This is a genomic window from Neorhizobium sp. 2083, from assembly GCF_031455615.1.
Taxonomy (GTDB): Bacteria; Pseudomonadota; Alphaproteobacteria; order Rhizobiales; family Rhizobiaceae; genus Neorhizobium.
This window is the reverse complement of sequence record NZ_JAVDTC010000008.1, coordinates 224,763-240,557: the sequence shown is the minus strand read 5'-3', so window position 1 is coordinate 240,557 and position 15,795 is coordinate 224,763. Positions and strand designations below refer to the sequence as shown.

General features: G+C 62.8%; 12 protein-coding genes. 9 read left to right on the top strand and 3 right to left on the bottom strand.

All coding sequences use genetic code 11. The annotated features are described in order from the left end of the window. The 3 genes from J2X76_RS26745 to J2X76_RS26735 all read left to right on the top strand — a co-directional run. Nucleotides 1-633 (top strand): ABC transporter permease (locus tag J2X76_RS26745; RefSeq protein ID WP_310220587.1); only part of this gene is annotated, 633 nt, incomplete at its 5' end. A gap of 7 nt (nt 634-640) precedes the next feature. Next, nucleotides 641-2,401, top strand: coding sequence for an ABC transporter ATP-binding protein (locus J2X76_RS26740; RefSeq protein WP_310220586.1), 1,761 nt, complete (start codon nt 641-643; stop codon nt 2,399-2,401). Then, on the top strand, nt 2,398-3,591 hold the full coding sequence (locus tag J2X76_RS26735; RefSeq protein WP_310220585.1) for a mandelate racemase/muconate lactonizing enzyme family protein: 1,194 nt from the start codon (nt 2,398-2,400) through the stop codon (nt 3,589-3,591). Before J2X76_RS26740 ends, J2X76_RS26735 begins: the two co-directional genes overlap by 4 nt. Before the next feature lie 124 nt (nt 3,592-3,715). Here J2X76_RS26735 and J2X76_RS26730 read toward each other — a convergent pair whose 3' ends face one another. The 3 genes from J2X76_RS26730 to J2X76_RS26720 all read right to left on the bottom strand — a co-directional run bounded on the left by J2X76_RS26730 (nt 3,716) and on the right by J2X76_RS26720 (nt 8,448). After that, nucleotides 3,716-5,914, bottom strand: a complete 2,199-nt coding sequence (locus tag J2X76_RS26730; RefSeq protein WP_310220584.1) for a hypothetical protein — start codon at nt 5,912-5,914, stop codon at nt 3,716-3,718. Between the two features lie 162 nt (nt 5,915-6,076). Beyond that, nucleotides 6,077-7,414 carry an alpha-L-fucosidase gene (locus tag J2X76_RS26725; RefSeq protein WP_310220583.1) on the bottom strand — a complete coding sequence of 446 codons (1,338 nt, stop codon included), beginning with the start codon at nt 7,412-7,414 and terminating at the stop codon, nt 6,077-6,079. 26 nt (nt 7,415-7,440) lie between these two features. After that, nucleotides 7,441-8,448 (bottom strand): LacI family DNA-binding transcriptional regulator, encoded by a 1,008-nt coding sequence (locus J2X76_RS26720; RefSeq protein ID WP_310220582.1) that lies wholly within the window; start codon nt 8,446-8,448, stop codon nt 7,441-7,443. Nucleotides 8,449-8,641: 193 nt separating this feature from the next. Between J2X76_RS26720 and J2X76_RS26715 the strand changes: the two genes are divergently transcribed. From J2X76_RS26715 to J2X76_RS26690, 6 genes are all read left to right on the top strand, one after another. Further along, on the top strand, nt 8,642-10,564 hold the full coding sequence (locus tag J2X76_RS26715; RefSeq protein WP_310220581.1) for an ABC transporter substrate-binding protein: 1,923 nt from the start codon (nt 8,642-8,644) through the stop codon (nt 10,562-10,564). Between the two features lie 105 nt (nt 10,565-10,669). Next, a complete protein-coding gene (locus J2X76_RS26710; RefSeq protein ID WP_310220580.1) occupies nt 10,670-11,656 on the top strand; it encodes an ABC transporter permease in 987 nt (328 codons plus the stop codon). A gap of 12 nt (nt 11,657-11,668) precedes the next feature. Continuing rightward, nucleotides 11,669-12,802 carry an ABC transporter permease gene (locus tag J2X76_RS26705; protein WP_310220579.1) on the top strand — a complete coding sequence of 378 codons (1,134 nt, stop codon included), beginning with the start codon at nt 11,669-11,671 and terminating at the stop codon, nt 12,800-12,802. Next, nucleotides 12,792-13,841, top strand: a complete 1,050-nt coding sequence (locus tag J2X76_RS26700) for an ABC transporter ATP-binding protein (RefSeq protein WP_310220578.1) — start codon at nt 12,792-12,794, stop codon at nt 13,839-13,841. Before J2X76_RS26705 ends, J2X76_RS26700 begins: the two co-directional genes overlap by 11 nt. Continuing rightward, complete coding sequence (locus J2X76_RS26695) at nt 13,841-14,899, top strand: oligopeptide/dipeptide ABC transporter ATP-binding protein (protein ID WP_310220577.1); 1,059 nt, start codon at nt 13,841-13,843, stop codon at nt 14,897-14,899. Before J2X76_RS26700 ends, J2X76_RS26695 begins: the two co-directional genes overlap by 1 nt. Continuing rightward, nucleotides 14,899-15,732: a 5-deoxy-glucuronate isomerase gene (locus tag J2X76_RS26690; RefSeq protein ID WP_310220576.1), complete on the top strand. Its 834-nt coding sequence runs from the start codon at nt 14,899-14,901 to the stop codon at nt 15,730-15,732. The genes J2X76_RS26695 and J2X76_RS26690 overlap by 1 nt, the downstream gene beginning before the upstream one ends. The last annotated feature ends 63 nt before the right edge of the window (nt 15,733-15,795 follow it).

Here is a 15,795-nt window from a genome sequence, read left to right as displayed (position 1 = left end):
GGCGCCCAGATATCGCTCTCGATCGGTCTGGTCGGCGTCTTCATGTCGTTGCTGCTCGGCATCGTTCTCGGCGGCATCTCCGGCTATTACGGAGGAAAGATCGATTTCGTCATGCAGCGCGTCATCGACTTCGTGCTGTCGCTGCCGACCATTCCGATCTGGCTGGCGCTGGCCGCCGCTCTGCCGCAGGGCTGGCCGGCGACGCTGCAATATATGATGATCACCATCATCCTGTCGTTTACCGGCTGGGCGCAGCTTGCCCGCGTTGTCCGCGGCCGCTTCCTGTCGCTGCGCACGGAGGAGTTCGTGGCCGCGGCCCGCCTCGACGGGGTGCCGGAAGGGCGCATCATCTTCCGTCATATGCTGCCGAGCTTCTCCAGCCATATCATCGCGTCAATGACATTGGCCGTGCCGGCGATGATTCTGGCGGAAACCTCGCTCTCGTTCCTCGGTCTCGGTCTTCAACCGCCGACCATCTCCTGGGGCGTGCTGCTGCGTGAAGCGCAGAACATCCGCTCCATCGCAACCGCTCCCTGGCTCTTCATGCCGGGGCTGGCGGTCGTCGTTGCCGTCATGGCGCTCAACCTTTTCGGCGACGGCCTGCGCGACGCGGCCGATCCCTACAACAAGTGAGGCGTCGATGACCGACATCCTGTCCATCGCCCCCCGTTCTTCGATCGCGCCGGGCAAGCCGCTGCTCGAAGTCAGGAACCTGGTGACGGAGTTTCCGCTCCGCACCGGCGTCTTCAGGGCCGTGAACGATCTCTCCTTCTCGATCGAGCCCGGCAAGACACTGTGCGTGGTCGGTGAGAGCGGCTCGGGGAAATCCGTCACCGCTCGCTCCATCCTGCAAATCATCGACTCGCCTGGTCAGATCGCCTCGGGATCGATTTTACTGCATCGCCCGGACGGCACTTCGCTCGACCTTGCCAAGCTCGACCCGCGCAGCCGTGCGATCCGCTCGGTGCGCGGCCGCGACATCGCGATGATTTTCCAGGAGCCGATGTCGTCGCTGTCGCCGGTACACACGGTCGGCGACCAGATTACCGAAGTGCTCCGCCTGCATCTGAATATGAGCAAGGCGCAGGCAAGGACGGAGGCGGTCTCGCTGCTGCGGCAGGTGGAGATACCCAACCCCGAACAGGCGCTGGATCGCTACGCCTTCCAGTATTCCGGCGGCATGCGCCAGCGCGCCATGATCGCCATGGCGCTTGCCTGCAAACCGCAGCTGCTGATCGCCGACGAGCCGACGACGGCGCTCGACGTCACGACCCAGGCCGAGATCCTCGACCTGATCAAGCGGCTGCAGCAATCGACCGGCATGGCCGTGCTGTTCATCACTCACGACATGGGCGTCGTTGCCCAGATCGCCGACGACGTGCTGGTGATGCATCACGGCGTTGCCAAGGAATACGGACCGGTGGAGCAGATCTTCCATGCGCCGCAGGATCCCTATACGCGCATGCTGATCGGTTCGGTGCTGAAGCTCGAGCAGAAGGCGGAGATCCGGCTGGCCCGGCCGCCGCTCGACACTTCCGCCGAACCCATCCTCGACATCCGCAATCTCTCGATGCATTTCGGCGACATGAAGGCGCTGAACGACGTCTCGATCGCGCTGCTTCCCGGCGAAACGCTCGGTATCGTGGGAGAGAGCGGCTCAGGCAAGACGACGATGGGCCGCTCGATCATGCGGCTCTACGATCCGACGGGCGGCGAGATGATCTATCGCCGCGCCGACGGCAAGGTCGTCGATCTGGCAAAACTCGAGGGTGCGGAGCTGAAGGCCGCGCGGCGCGAACTGCGCATGGTCTTCCAGGACCCGTTCGGCTCGCTCAACCCGCGCATGACCGTCGCGCAGGTGATCGGCGAACCGCTGCTGGTCAACGGCATCGCCCGCGGCAGGGAGCTCGACGAGCGGGTCTGCCACCTGATGGATCAGGTCGGCCTCGATCCCGCCGGGCGCGAGCGTTACCCGCACGCGTTTTCGGGCGGCCAGCGCCAGCGCATCGGCATCGCCCGGGCGATTACGCTCAACCCGCGCATCATCGTGGCCGACGAGGCGACTTCGGCGCTCGACGTTTCGGTGCGATTCCAGGTGCTCGATCTTCTGATGCGGCTGCAGGACGAGCTCGGCCTCGCCTATATCTTCATCAGCCATGACATCGGCGTCATTCGCTACATGTGTGACCGGGTGGGTGTCATGTATCGCGGCAAGCTCGTCGAAATGGGTGAGGCGGACAAGGTCTGCAATGCGCCGGACCACCCCTATACCCAGGCGCTCATCTCGGCCATTCCCCGCCCGGATCCCCGCGACCGCGATCGCTCCAGGCGCTTCCGCTATACCGAACCCAGCCCCTATACCGAAGCCGGCAATGTCAAGAACGGAAGTACCGCACGATGAAGATTACGGGAATACGGACCTTCCTCATGCATGCGGGTCCGCCGCGCCCCTCCAAATGGGCGCCGCCCCAAAAGCGCGAGGGCACGCGCAACTGGCTGTTCCTGAAGATCGACACGGACGAAGGCATCACCGGCATCGGTGAATGCTCCGGCTGGCCGCGTGTCGTCGAGACCGCGATCAAGGATCTCGCGCCCCTTCTGGTCGGAGAGGATCCGACCCATATCGAAAAGCTGTGGCAGAAAATGGCGATCGCCATGATGGGTCATGGCATGCTGGGCACGGTCGGCGGCGGCGCCATGACCGGCATCGACATGGCGCTGTGGGACATCAAGGGCAAGGTGCTCGGCGTACCGGTCTGGAACCTGCTCGGCGGCAAGCTGCGCGACCGTATCCCGATCTATTCGCATGCCAACACGGTCGAGCAGGCGCTTTCCCTCAAGGCCCGCGGTATCAAGGCGTTGAAATGCAGTGGCGTGTCCGATCCTGTACGGAAGGTGGACATGCTGTGCGAGGCCGTGGGGGACGACATGGACATAGCTATCGACCTGCATGGACCGCCGTGGATGACCCCTGCCGACGCCTGCCGCGTGGTGCGCCGGCTCGAGCCCTATGAACTGCTCTGGGTCGAGGATCCGATTGCCCCGGACAATGTCGAAGGTTATCGCCGTATTCGCGACGCGGCCCATGTTCCGCTGGCAGCCGGCGAGCGTGCCGCCACGATCTTCGGCGAGCGCCAGTTGATCGAAGAGGAACTGGTCGACGTCATCCAGCCGGATACCGGGCGCGCGGGCGGCATTACCCAGATGAAGAAGATCGCCGCGATGGCGGAAGCGCATCACATCCAGATGGCACCGCATTCCGGCTCGCTCGGTCCGGTCGCGGAATACGCGGCATTGCATCTGCTCGCCGCGATCCCCAACGCGCTCGTCCTCGAACGGATCGACGACGACTGGGACGGCCGCTCCAGCGTGATCGTCCCGCATCCGGTCCAGGAAGGCGGATCGCTGGCCGTGCCGGAAGCACCGGGCCTCGGCTGCGACATCGACGAGGAATTCGTCGCCCGCTTTCCGAGCGAAGGCAATCTTTCGGTGCCGGTGGAAGAAAGCGCCAACGTCTACGCGCCGGGCACCTATGGCGAACGGCTGTATGTGCAGACGCGTCTGTCGCGCCGGCACTACTTCAATACTTGAGGGTTTGCCGAAGACGGAAATCCATGGGTGCGGTTCTTATGGCGCGCGACCGAGATCACGTCACTGTTGCGTTCCGTTCCCGAGCTCGCGATGTAACGCAGTTGGCAGGTTGCGACCGGAACCCTCAAGAGGTCGTGACGACCAGCCGCCCCTCGCTCACGGTCAGCGCCTGCAGCTTTGACGACAGCAGGAACTTGTTGTCGAGGTAGAGCGCCATTAGCGCTTCCTGGGATTCGGGCTGCGAAGGCAGGGGCGGATTGCGTTTCCGCTTTCGTCCGGCTTTCCAGGCCCCTTCCCAGATCCGGGCGAGCGTCAAGGAACCGTCGAAAATGCAATTGACGGTATCCTCACCCAGGGCCTCCCACATTTTTTTCGTCCTGCTGCGGCCGGCGCTGTCGTTGTAGACCTTGATCACCCGCTCCGGCGGCAAGCGGGTGACCGTGCGGCGCATCAATTCCACGGCCGCCACCGCTGCATCATGCCCCGTCTCGCATCTGATCTCCGGCCCGGCCCAGGTGGCTCGCGTCTCGGCAAGCCCTGCAATCAGCTCGTCGGCAAACTGGTTGAGCATCGCGGTTTCATAGGTCGAGTGCACGTCCTCTTCCGCCTCCGACGAGCCGTGGTGCAGCTTGGAGACGTGCAGCGGCTGGCAGGCGTCACCGATATAATGCGCGAGCAGACCTGCGGCGCAAACGAACTCCGTGATCTGGCCGGCGGCTGCGAAGTCGATCATGGCATCGAATATCTGCCAGGCCCTGAAGGGCAGGGCTCCCCGCTTGCTGGCCCCAATGGATTGATAGAACGAATTCCAGATATCCGGGTTCACGTTCTCCGGCCTGTCCTGTGTCAGGTCCAGCAGTGACTTGCCCGAGAATTCTCCGCTGTCGGCCACTTCGTCGATGTCTGCAAAGTGGTTGTTGTCGTCTGCGCGGCGAATGCTGCGCCAGACGAAATCGGCCACGTCTGCCAAAGGCACGAATTTCGTCCTCGGATGAGGCCCCAGGCCATGTTGCAACGACGCGTCATCATATCCGATGTTGCGCTGATTGAGCATGAACAGCCGGCCGAGCCAATCGTCTTCCAGCAATTCGCAGGCCAGCGCGCCAACCTTGAAATGGCCGACGGCGCCCCATGTCTCCGGGTGTCCTATATTCCAATCCGCGATCACCTCGATGTCGAGTTCTCGCGATATCGTCGAAAGGCAGGTCGCCAAGGCAAACGTTCCGCTGAGCTCGGCGCCGGGCGCGGTCAGAGCCTGGCCGCCCCATTGCATCGCGAACGGCCGAAGCCGAGGTGCGCGCCCATCGCCGGCAGGGGCAGGGGCCGAACCCTCAACGGCTTCAAGGAACCAAAGAGACCCGGAATCACCCGGCTGTGTGCCGATGCTCGTTTCGCCGCGGCGCGCACCGATCAGGAAATCGCTCACGTAGTCGATGCCGCCCACGGATCGATAGCGGAAGAAAAAAGCCTGTATCCGGCCCTTCAAGAGCCCGCCGGCCGCGCCATAGGCCCTGACCTGGGTGTCGATCAGGTCCAGGTCGAACGTATCGACATGCAGATCGATGACGGGGCCGATCTCCCCGATGCCATAGACCTGGGCGGTCCAGCGCGTGACGTCGTCGATCCTTATCAGGCCGGCGTCCAAATTCAGCATCTGCCGGCTGCCGGACCATCCCGGATAGGCGTCGGGAAACGGCACTTTGCCGATGTCCCGGCCCGAACTGACGCCAATTCTCTGGCGCGTGTCGGCGACCACGGCGTAGACCTCGCGCCCCGCCTCGCCCGTCACGTGACGGTTTGTCAGCACGAAAACCTGATCGCCGTCCGTCACGAGACAGCCCATCGTGCTCATGCGCCGGCGCCCCTGAACGACTTGCAGGGCAGGGAACCCGCCGCCCAGCAACCCGGTCGGAAATACGGTATCGAGCTGCGAACCCTCGGACCGCGGCGCAGATTTGGCATAGACCACGCAAGTCGGAATGACGCGCCCGTCCGGCAGATAGAGATATTGCGGGACCATGGCCTCGGGCTTCGCCGAAAGGGCAGCGCGATCCTCCCAGACGTCGACAAAGACCAGAACGCACGGCCAGGACCATTTCTGGACATGGGAGTTGTAAAGTGTGCGTGCTCCGCTGGCGCCGCGCGGCGCCGCTTCATCCGCACTTCTGGAGTCCGGGTCCTTGTCGCGGATCAGATAACGGCCGATTGCCGTTGCAAATACATTGTCCAGGTTTGCGAGATGGACGTGATAAGCCTCACGCGCATCGAGAAGATCCCGAATTGAAAGGGAAGAAAAATTGCGTTCCTTGATCCAATCGCCCATGCCCGCGCCCCCACGACAGGCGAATAGTGCAGCACAGTTGCTTGCGATAAGCAATACCACCGGGAATTGTTGACGGCTCCCGGCAGCCTAATGACCTGCGACGAAGGTCGCTGAGTTCCGGGGCCGAGCGCGGCCCCGGAAATTTCACACGTGACGCTCTCTTCAATCCTGAAGGGGAGGGGTACTTCCCGCCTTGAGCTTGACCTCGATGACCGGCACCACGACCTTGGGGCGACGCACCGGCAGCACGAATGTCAGTTCGTCCTCGGCCACCGGGAACTGCGTGTTTGTCCACAACGTGTTGGCGGAGGGGCGCAGCCAAGTCACTTCGCTGGCGTCGTGCAGGAACTGTGCATATTCGATTTTCCCCGCCAGGGCATCGAAATGCAGGTGGCGGTAGGGCCAGTTGAAGAGGTGGATATAGAGGCGATCGCCGTTCTGCGTCAGGCGGCAATCGGGTGGAGCGGTGAAGCCGGACTGGGTGCAGCCGACGATGCTGCGCTCGTGCAGCGTCATCCATTCCTCGTAGGCGCCAAGGGCGGCGATCGCGCGGTGGTCGAGCGTGCCGCGAGCCGTCGGCCCGACATTCATCAGCAGATTACCGCCCATGGCGACGCTGCCGACCAATATCTGCACCAGTTGCTCCGTGCTTTTCCAGGTGTCCTCGTCGCGGTGGTAGCCCCAGGAACCGCTGAGCGTATGGCAGGCTTCCCAGACGACGCGTCTGCCGTCGCGTTTCGGCCAGGCGCGGGGCACATATTGTTCCGGGGTCACGATGTCAGCCTGCAGGCCTGCGAGATCGAGCCGGTTGTTGATGATGATGTCCGGAGCGAGTTCGCGCACAAGGCGCACGAGTTTCTCGCTTTCCCAATCCTGATTGCCCTTGCCGACCAGTTCTCCAAGTTTCCACTGCGGATAGCTGAAGTCGAACCACATGATGTCGATCTGTCCGAATTCGGTCAGCAGTTCGCGCACCTGCTCGCGCATGAAGGCCGCGTACCGCCGCATGTCCCGGCCTTCATTGATCTTCGCTGCATCGGGATGGTTGCGCTGTGGGTGGCGCGGATCGACGGTGAAGTCGGGATGATGCCAGTCGATCAGCGAATAATAGAAGCCGATCCTCAGGCCCTCCGCACGGAAGGCCTCGACGAACGGGCGCAGCAGGTCCTTTCCGTAGGGCGTGTTGGTCACCTTGAAGTCGGTGGCCTTGGTATCCCAGAGGCAGAAGCCCTCATGGTGCTTGGTCGTCAGCACCACGTATTTCATGCCCGCGGCCTTGGCGCGTCTTGCCCACTCGCGCGGGTCGTAGAGATCGGGATCGAAGTGATCGAAATATTTCTGGTAGTCGGCGTCGTTCAGCTCTTCGCGGCTCTTGACCCATTCATGGCGGGCAGGCAGCGCGTAAAGCCCCCAATGCACGAACATGCCGAAACGCTCGTGAACGAACCACTTCTTCTTCTCCTCGGGCAAGGCCAGTGACTGCAAGTTGCCGGCGTCCATGGATATCCTCCTCTTGATCTTGATGTTCAGGTCGTCTCGCGGATGATGAGTTCGGGGACGATCACGATGCCATGCTGACGTTTTTTGGTGGCGATGCGGCTCAGCAGTAGCCGTACGGCTTCCTCCCCCATTTCCCGCTTCTGCACGCGCAGCGTAGTGAGCGCCGGCGAGAGCAGTTCGGCGGTCGGGATGTCGTCGAAGCCGACCAGCGCGATTTGTTCGGGAATGGAAATGCCGGCCGCGCGGCAGGCCTTCATGGCGCCGATCGCGTTGAGGTCGTTGTAGCAGACCATGGCGTCGATGCCGGGGGCTTCCGCCAGCAATTGCGCCGCCGCCGCCTGTCCGCCGGCGGCGGTCGGATCGCAATAAACGATCGCCTGTGCCTCGAGACCGTGGGCGGCGAATGTCTTGCGGAAACCAACCAGGCGGCTCTTGCCGCCGAACGAACTGCGCGGCCCGGCGATGATCGCGATTCTGCGGCGTCCGCGTTCGACGAGATGGTCGATGGCTCGCGATGCGCCGATCTCGTAATCCGTCACGATGGTTCCCGCGATTTCGTTCGGGGCTTCGCGGTTGATGAGCACGGCGGCGCGGTGGGGCGCCAGTACCTTGTGCAGCGTTGCGTCGGGAAGTCGCGAGCTGCAGACGATGATCCCGTCGACCCGATGCCGCAGCAGCGCCTCGATCAGTTCCTCCTCCCGTTTGCTGTTTTCGACGACATTCGACAAGAGCAGGTTGTAGCCGGCAACGCTTGCGGCATCTTCCGCTCCGCGGATGACTTCCGGGAAGAATGGGTTGGTGATGTCGGGAACGAGGAGACCGATGGTCCTTGATCGGTCCGATCGCAGTCCGCGCGCAAAAGGATTGGGTCGGTAGTTCAGCTCGTTCGCCGCCAGAAGAATGCGTTGCGTGGTTTCCGCACTGGCGCCGCCCTGGTCGTTGAGTACGCGCGACACGGTCATCGGCGACACGCCGGCGGCGCGGGCGACGTCCGCGATGGTGATTTTCGATTCTGGGTCTTTAGGTCGGTTCAACGGGATATCTTTCAGGCGCGGTCGCTTCACTTACGGTAACGATAACTATCATAATCCTCGGAAAATCCAAGGCTATTTGGGATATCGGCACGGCAATAGAATCTTTTTGACAAAAATAAACGGTAACGATAACGTAAAAAGATGAGGAGAATACGTTAACGATAACCTAGAGCGAGATCCTTGGGAGGGGAACATGCATCAGGTCAGAACTCTACGGCGGCAGGTCGTCTCGACCGTAGCCGCGACGATCCTTATCGGCGCTGGCTGGGCCGGTGCTGCGCTAGGCTTTCAGGAGGCCCCCGAACTCAAGGCGCTGGCCGCTGCCGGCAAGTTGCCGCCGGTGGAAAAGCGACTGCCCAGGGAGCCGCTGGTTCTCAAGCCGCTTGAATCGGTCGGCACCTATGGCGGCACCTGGCGAACGGCGACTTTCGGAGGCGGCGACAGCGAGATCGAACGGTCGATCGGCTATACAAGGCTGGTCCGCTGGAACCCGGAATGGACCGAAGTGATCCCCGACATCGCCAAGAGCGTCGAGGTCAACGACAATGCCACCGAATATACGTTTACCCTGCGGGAAGGCACGCGCTGGTCGGACGGCGCGCCCTTTAACGCCGACGATCTGGTCTGGTGGAATGAGAACGTGCTGCGTAACACCAAGATCACGCCCGCAGCGCCGGACTGGCTGACCGCCGGCGGCAAGCCCGTCGTGGTCGATAAGATCGACGACTACAAGGTCGTCTTCAAGTTTGCCGCGCCGAATGGTCTGTTCCTGATGAACATGGCGACGGTGCGCGGCTCCGACATCCTGGCGGCCGCACCGGCGCACTACCTCAAGCAGTTCCACAAGGATTTCAACCCTGATGGCATCGATGCGCTGGTGAAGGCAGCTGGCGCAACCGACTGGGCCCAGCTCTTCAACAACAAGATCGGTTTTCCCGGCCGCTGGCGCGACCTTGGCCGCCCGACGCTCGACGCATGGGTTCTGACCGCGCCATACAATGGCACGACCCAGGTCGCCGCCGAGCGCAATCCTTACTACGCCAAGGTGGATACATCCGGAAATCAGCTGCCGTATTTCGACCGCGTGACCATCGATGTGATGCAGGATACCCAGGCGATCATCCTGAAGGCGATCAGCGGCGAAATCGACATGCAGAACCGCTTCATCGAGACGACGGACGCCCGCGCCGTGATCGTGCAGAACCAGCAGAAGGGCGGCTACGGGCTGTTCATCGCGCGACCGGCCTGGTCGAACGCTTTGCTGATCACTCTGAACCAGACCCACAAGAACCCGGCGCTGCGCGCCGTCTTCTCGAACAAGGATTTCCGCATCGGTCTGAGTTACGCCATCAATCGCGAAGAGCTGAACCAGCTGATCTATGCCGGGCAGGCCAAGCCCTATCAGGCGGCCCCGCGCGAAGGCACCGCGCTCTACGACGAGAAGATGGCGACGCAATATCTCGAATATAATGTCAAGCTCGCCAATCAGCATCTCGACAAGGCGGGCCTGACCAAGCGCGACGCCGAAGGTTTCCGCCTCGGCCAGGACGGCAAGCGCATCACCTTCGCGATCGACGCGCTGACCGGAAGCCCGATCCAGGTCGACGCCCTCGAGCTGATCCAGCGTTATTGGAAGGCGGTCGGCATCGACATGCAGCCGCGCCCGGCGGAGCGGTCGCTGATCTTCTCCCGCCTGCAGAACAACGACAATGACGGCCTGGCATGGGTTGGCGGCGGCGGCTACGACTTCCTCGGCCTGCTCGATCCCAAATGGTATTTCCCGCACGAATATGAATCGAGCTTCGCCACCGCCTGGGGGCTCTATTACCAGAACCCCAAGGATCCGAACGCCCAGGAACCGAGCGCCGCCGCCAAAAAGCAGATGGATCTCTACCAGCAGGTGCAGAAAGCGCCGACCCTCGCAAAACAGCTCGAAGCGATGAAGGAACTGCTGGCGATCACGCGTGACGAATTCTACGTCATCGGCACCAACCTGGAGCCGGACCGGGTCGGCATCGTCAAGACCAATATGCACAATGTCCCCAAGGTCATCCCCAGCACGTCGTTCTACATGACGCCGGGACCGGCGAAGCCGGAAACCTTCTACTACAAATAGTCGATCGCGCCCGATCGAGGGAATGGCGTCGGCTGGCGCCATTCCACCCCCAGCCCCGCCCCATCACCCAGTCCGATCGGCTTTGCCGGTTGAAGGAGCTTGAACATGGTCGGCTTCATCATCAGACGTCTGCTTTACATGATCCCGATGATGTTCGCGATCTCGGTCGTGACCTTCATCATCATCCAGCTGCCGCCCGGCGATTTCCTGACCGCGATGACCGCGCGCCTGGCTTCGCAGAGCGAGACCATCGACCCTGGCGTCATCGCCGGCCTGCGCGAACGCTACGGGCTCGACCAGCCCTGGGCCGTCCAATACTGGAAATGGATCAGCGGCATCCTGCTGCGCGGCGATTTCGGCCAATCCTTCGATTGGAACAAACCCGTCAGCGAGCTGATCTGGGCGCGCATGAGCCTGACGATGGTGGTTTCGGTCACCACGCTGCTTTTCGTCTGGGCGGTGGCCTTTCCGATCGGGATCTATTCGGCGGTGCGGCAATATTCGGTGGGCGATTATTTCGCCACCTTCTTCGGGTTCCTTGGCCTTGCCATTCCGAACTTCCTGCTGGCGCTTGTGCTGATGTTCGTCTCGGCCCAGTATTTCGGCCAGAGCGTCGGCGGCCTGTTCTCGCCCCTTTATATCAACGCGGCCTGGAGCTGGGCCAAGCTCGGCGATCTGATCTCGCATATGTGGATCCCCGTCATCGTGCTCGGCACGGGCGCCACGGCGGCCTTGATCCGCATCATGCGGGCCAATCTCCTTGACGAGCTCAACAAGCCCTATGTCGACATGGCCCGCGCTCGGGGTCTGAGCGAAACCCGGCTGCTGCTGAAATATCCGGTGCGGGTGGCGCTCAACCCGTTCGTGTCGACCGTCGGCTGGGTGCTGCCGCACCTGGTTTCGGGTTCGGTGGTGGTTTCCATCGTCCTCAGCCTGCCGATTACGGGCCCGCTTCTGCTCAACGCCCTTTTTGCCCAGGACATGTATCTGGCCGGCACCTTCATCCTGCTGATGAGCATGTTGACCCTCATCGGCACGCTGATTTCCGACCTGCTGCTCGCCTGGCTCGATCCACGTATTCGCAACGGCTGAGGGACGATAACCATGACCGACCAAGTCATCGCGCTGGCGCCGGAAGCCGTTCGCAATTCCGATGCCGTCGCCGGGCAGTGGAAACTGATCTGGCGCCGCTTCTGTCGCCATCGGCTGGCGCTGGCGGCAGGCGTCGTCATCCTCCTGATTTATCTGGTCGCCCTGTTTGCCGAGGTTCTCGCCCCGGTCTCATCGCAGACCTACGATCCGCGCTACACCTACGCGCCGCCACAACAGCTGAAGATCGCCGGTTATGACGCCGCGGGGCAGTTTTATCCGCTCTATGTGAACGGCTATTCGATGAAGATCGATCCGATTGCGCTCAACCGCAATTATGCCGCCGATCCGGCCGTGCTCATTCCCGTCGGCTTCTTCGTCAAAGGCGAACCCTATCGGCTCTGGGGGCTGTTCGATCTGGACCGGCATCTCATTGGCCCGACCGAACCGGGCAAGCCGTTCTATCTGTTCGGGGCCGACCGCCTGGGCCGGGACGTCTTCAGCCGGACGGTACACGGTACCCGCGTTTCCATGTCTGTGGGCCTCATCGGAGTGGCGATCAGTCTCGCTCTCGGCATCATCCTGGGCGGCATCTCCGGCCTCTACGGTGGATGGGTCGACGATGTGATCCAGCGTTCCATCGAACTCATCAACTCGATCCCGACGATCCCGTTGTGGATGGGCCTTGCGGCGGCCGTGCCGATCAGCGCCGATCCGGTTCTCGTCTATCTCTGGATCACGGTCATCTTGTCGCTGATCGGCTGGACCGATCTGGCGCGGGTGGTGCGCGGCCGCTTCCTGTCGCTGAAGACTGAGGACTTCGTGATCGCCGCGGGCCTCGATGGCTGCTCGCGGATGCGCATCATCTGGCGGCACATGGTTCCCTCCTTCATGAGCCATATCATCGCCTCGGTCACGCTTGCCATCCCGACGATGATCCTCGCCGAAACCGCGCTCTCCTTCCTCGGCATCGGCCTGCGTCCCCCCGTGGTGAGCTGGGGCGTTCTGCTCCAGGAGGCGCAGAACATTCTCGCCGTATCGAGCGCGCCCTGGCTGTTTCTTCCAGGCCTGGCGGTCATCGTCACGGTGCTCGCCCTCAACTTTCTCGGTGATGGACTCCGCGATGCTGCAGATCCCTATGAATACTGATCCCGATTTCGCCATGGCCGGCGGAAGGCTCCCGGACCGCGACCTGCTGATCGAAGTCGACGATCTCAGGACCCATTTCTTCGGTGGAGCGGGTTCCATCAGGGCGGTCGACGGCGTTTCGTTTTCCATCCCGCGGGGCAAGACGGTCTGCGTCGTCGGCGAATCCGGCTCCGGCAAGAGCATTACCGGCCGCTCGATCCTCAACCAGGTCCCGCGCGGCGGACGCATCGTCTCCGGCGCCATCCGCTATCGGCCCGATCCGGCGGCGCCCGCCATCGATCTCGCCTCGCTTGATCCGCGCGGACGCGACATGCGGGCGATCCGCGGCGCCCAGATCGGCCTGATCAGCCAGGAGCCGATGGCGGCGCTTTCGCCCGTCCATACGATCGGCAACCAGATGATGGAAGTGATCCGCCTGCATCTGAAGATGGGAAAGAAGGAAGCGCGCGAACATGCGATCGAAACGCTTGCTCTGGTCGGCATTCCCCGGCCGGCAGAGCGGATGGACAGTTATGCCTTCCAGTTTTCCGGCGGCATGCGCCAGCGCGTCTGCATCGCGCTGGCGCTCGCTTGCCGGCCGAAGCTCCTGATCGCCGACGAGCCGACCACGGCGCTCGATGTCACCACCCAGGCCAATATCCTGGATCTCCTCGGCTCGCTGCAGGCCGAATTCGGGCTCTCGGTGCTCTTCGTGACCCACGATCTCGGTGTCGTGGCCGAGATCGCCGACGAGGTCGTCGTCATGTATGTCGGCCGGGTGGTGGAGGCAGGCGATGTCGATACGATCTTCCATGCGCCGGCCCATCCATACACCAAGGCGCTGCTGCAATCCGTGCCGCGCATGCATGGGCAACCCACGGAACGGTTGGCGATCATCGAGGGCATGGTGCCCTCGCGTTTCGCCCGGCCTCAGGGCTGCAGCTTTCATCCCAGGTGCAAGCAGGCCAGGGCAGGCCTTTGCGATCAAAGGGATCCCCAATCCGTCGGTGTCGGCGACGGGCATGTCGTCAGCTGTCTGCTTTACGAGGGAGGACAATAATGGCCGTTTCCCAGACCCCGCGCAGCCCGCTGCTGGAGCTCAATGATCTGCGGATGCATTTCCCCATCCGCAAGGGCGCGTTCCGTCACGTCGTGGGGCACGTCAAAGCCGTGGACGGCGTCTCGCTCCGCGTCGAAGATGGCGAGACGCTCGGCATCGTCGGGGAATCCGGCTGCGGCAAGTCCACGCTTGCCCGGACGGTGCTGCGCATCTACAAGCCGACCAGCGGCGAAATCCGCTATCGCGACCGCAGCGGCGGCACCGTCGATCTCGCGGCGCTGTCCGGTCCGGCGCTCGACGAAATCCACCGCGACCTGCGCATGGTCTTTCAGGATCCTCAATCCTCACTCAATCCGCGCCTTCCCGTCATCGACATCATCGGCGAAGTGCTGAGCGTCAACGGTATCGTCAAGGGCCGGGAGCTTGAGCATCGGGTTGCCGATCTCATGCTGAGCGTTGGCCTGCGGCCCGAATATATGCGCCGGTACCCGCATGCTTTTTCGGGCGGGGAGCGGCAACGTATCGGTATTGCGCGGGCGCTGGCCTCCAATCCGCGCCTTGTCATCGCCGACGAAGCCGTTTCGGCGCTGGATGTCAGTGTGCAGGCGCAAACCATCAACCTGCTGCAGGACCTGCAGGAGCAATTCGGCCTCACCTATCTCTTCGTCGCCCACGATCTCTCGGTCGTCCGGCATATCTCGGACAATATCGCCGTCATGTATGTCGGAAGGGTCGTCGAAAAGGCGCCGACCGAGCTGATCTTCTCGCGCCCGCTCCATCCCTATACCGAAGCGTTGCTCTCGGCCGTTCCGATCGCCGATCCCCGGCTGCGGCGCCACGGCACGCGCATCCGGCTCGCGGGCGAGGTCGCCGATCCTGCGCATCCGCCTCCCGGCTGCCCATTTCATCCGCGCTGCCGCTACGCCACCGAGCTTTGCAGGCAGGAGCTGCCGGTCTTGCGCACCATTACGGCCGATGGGCACGCGGCGGCCTGCCATCACGCCGAATCCTTGTCGCTTAATCCCTTTGCCGACCGCACCGTTCCGGAGTTCAATTGATGCCCGAATTTATTCCACGCTCCGAGCAGCGCCCCATCGTGGACGCCTCCTCCGGGACGCTCGATCTTATCTACTTCGACCTCGTGACGCTTGCTGCCGATGGCGAGGACAGCCGGCGGCTGCCCTTGCACGAAAGCCTCTATGTCGTGCTCTCAGGTCAGGTGGATATCGAGGTCGATGACACCAGGTTCGAAGCCGTGGGCCGGCGAACGGATATCTGGGGAGGCGATGCGGATTCGGTTTACGCACCCGTCGATGCGAACGTCCGGCTATCGGCCCGCGGCGGCCCGGCGGAAGTTGCGATCGCCGGCGGCCTTTGCGACACGCGCTATGCCCCGTTTCGGGTGAGGCCTGATGAGGTCGATGCGGTCGAGGTCGGTTCGCCCGACACCCACAGTCAGCGGCGGATCGTCCACCTTCTCGGCCAGCGGCAGAACGGACGCTGCGGCAATCTTCTGGTCAGCGAGCTCTATGCCGGCGAGGGCTGCTGGTCGGGCTACCCTCCCCACAAGCACGATACGGAGGACGGCGATGCCGAGACGCTTCACGAAGAACTCTACCACTACCGTTTCCAGCCCGAGACCGGCTTCGGCAGCCAGATCACCTATGACGAGAACGGTCCGGTCAAGATCTTGATGACCCGCAACGGCGACACCTTTCTGCTCGATCGGGGATACCATCCGACGGTCACCTCGCCGGGCCATCGCGGCTACATCTTCACCATCCTCGTCGGCAAGCATCGCCGGGGGCTGATCCAGCGCTTCGATCCTGCCCATCAGCATCTGACGAAGACCATACCCGGCATCGATGCGATGCGCGACAAGTTCAAATAATCGCCTTCAACCTTCCGCGCCGGCTCCATGGCGCGCCGTCAGCCTTCCGCTCAAGGAGAACGA

What these genes read in the sequence shown, in the direction of transcription:
- J2X76_RS26725 (WP_310220583.1), bottom strand. Translation starts at nt 7,414, where the DNA reads ATGGACGCCGGCAACTTGCAGTCACTGGCCTTGCCCGAGGAGAAGAAG.
- J2X76_RS26705 (WP_310220579.1), top strand. Translation starts at nt 11,669, where the DNA reads ATGACCGACCAAGTCATCGCGCTGGCGCCGGAAGCCGTTCGCAATTCC.
- J2X76_RS26715 (WP_310220581.1), top strand. Translation starts at nt 8,642, where the DNA reads ATGCATCAGGTCAGAACTCTACGGCGGCAGGTCGTCTCGACCGTAGCC.
- J2X76_RS26695 (WP_310220577.1), top strand. Translation starts at nt 13,841, where the DNA reads ATGGCCGTTTCCCAGACCCCGCGCAGCCCGCTGCTGGAGCTCAATGAT.
- J2X76_RS26690 (WP_310220576.1), top strand. Translation starts at nt 14,899, where the DNA reads ATGCCCGAATTTATTCCACGCTCCGAGCAGCGCCCCATCGTGGACGCC.
- J2X76_RS26740 (WP_310220586.1), top strand. Translation starts at nt 641, where the DNA reads ATGACCGACATCCTGTCCATCGCCCCCCGTTCTTCGATCGCGCCGGGC.
- J2X76_RS26730 (WP_310220584.1), bottom strand. Translation starts at nt 5,914, where the DNA reads ATGGGCGATTGGATCAAGGAACGCAATTTTTCTTCCCTTTCAATTCGG.
- J2X76_RS26735 (WP_310220585.1), top strand. Translation starts at nt 2,398, where the DNA reads ATGAAGATTACGGGAATACGGACCTTCCTCATGCATGCGGGTCCGCCG.
- J2X76_RS26700 (WP_310220578.1), top strand. Translation starts at nt 12,792, where the DNA reads ATGAATACTGATCCCGATTTCGCCATGGCCGGCGGAAGGCTCCCGGAC.
- J2X76_RS26710 (WP_310220580.1), top strand. Translation starts at nt 10,670, where the DNA reads ATGGTCGGCTTCATCATCAGACGTCTGCTTTACATGATCCCGATGATG.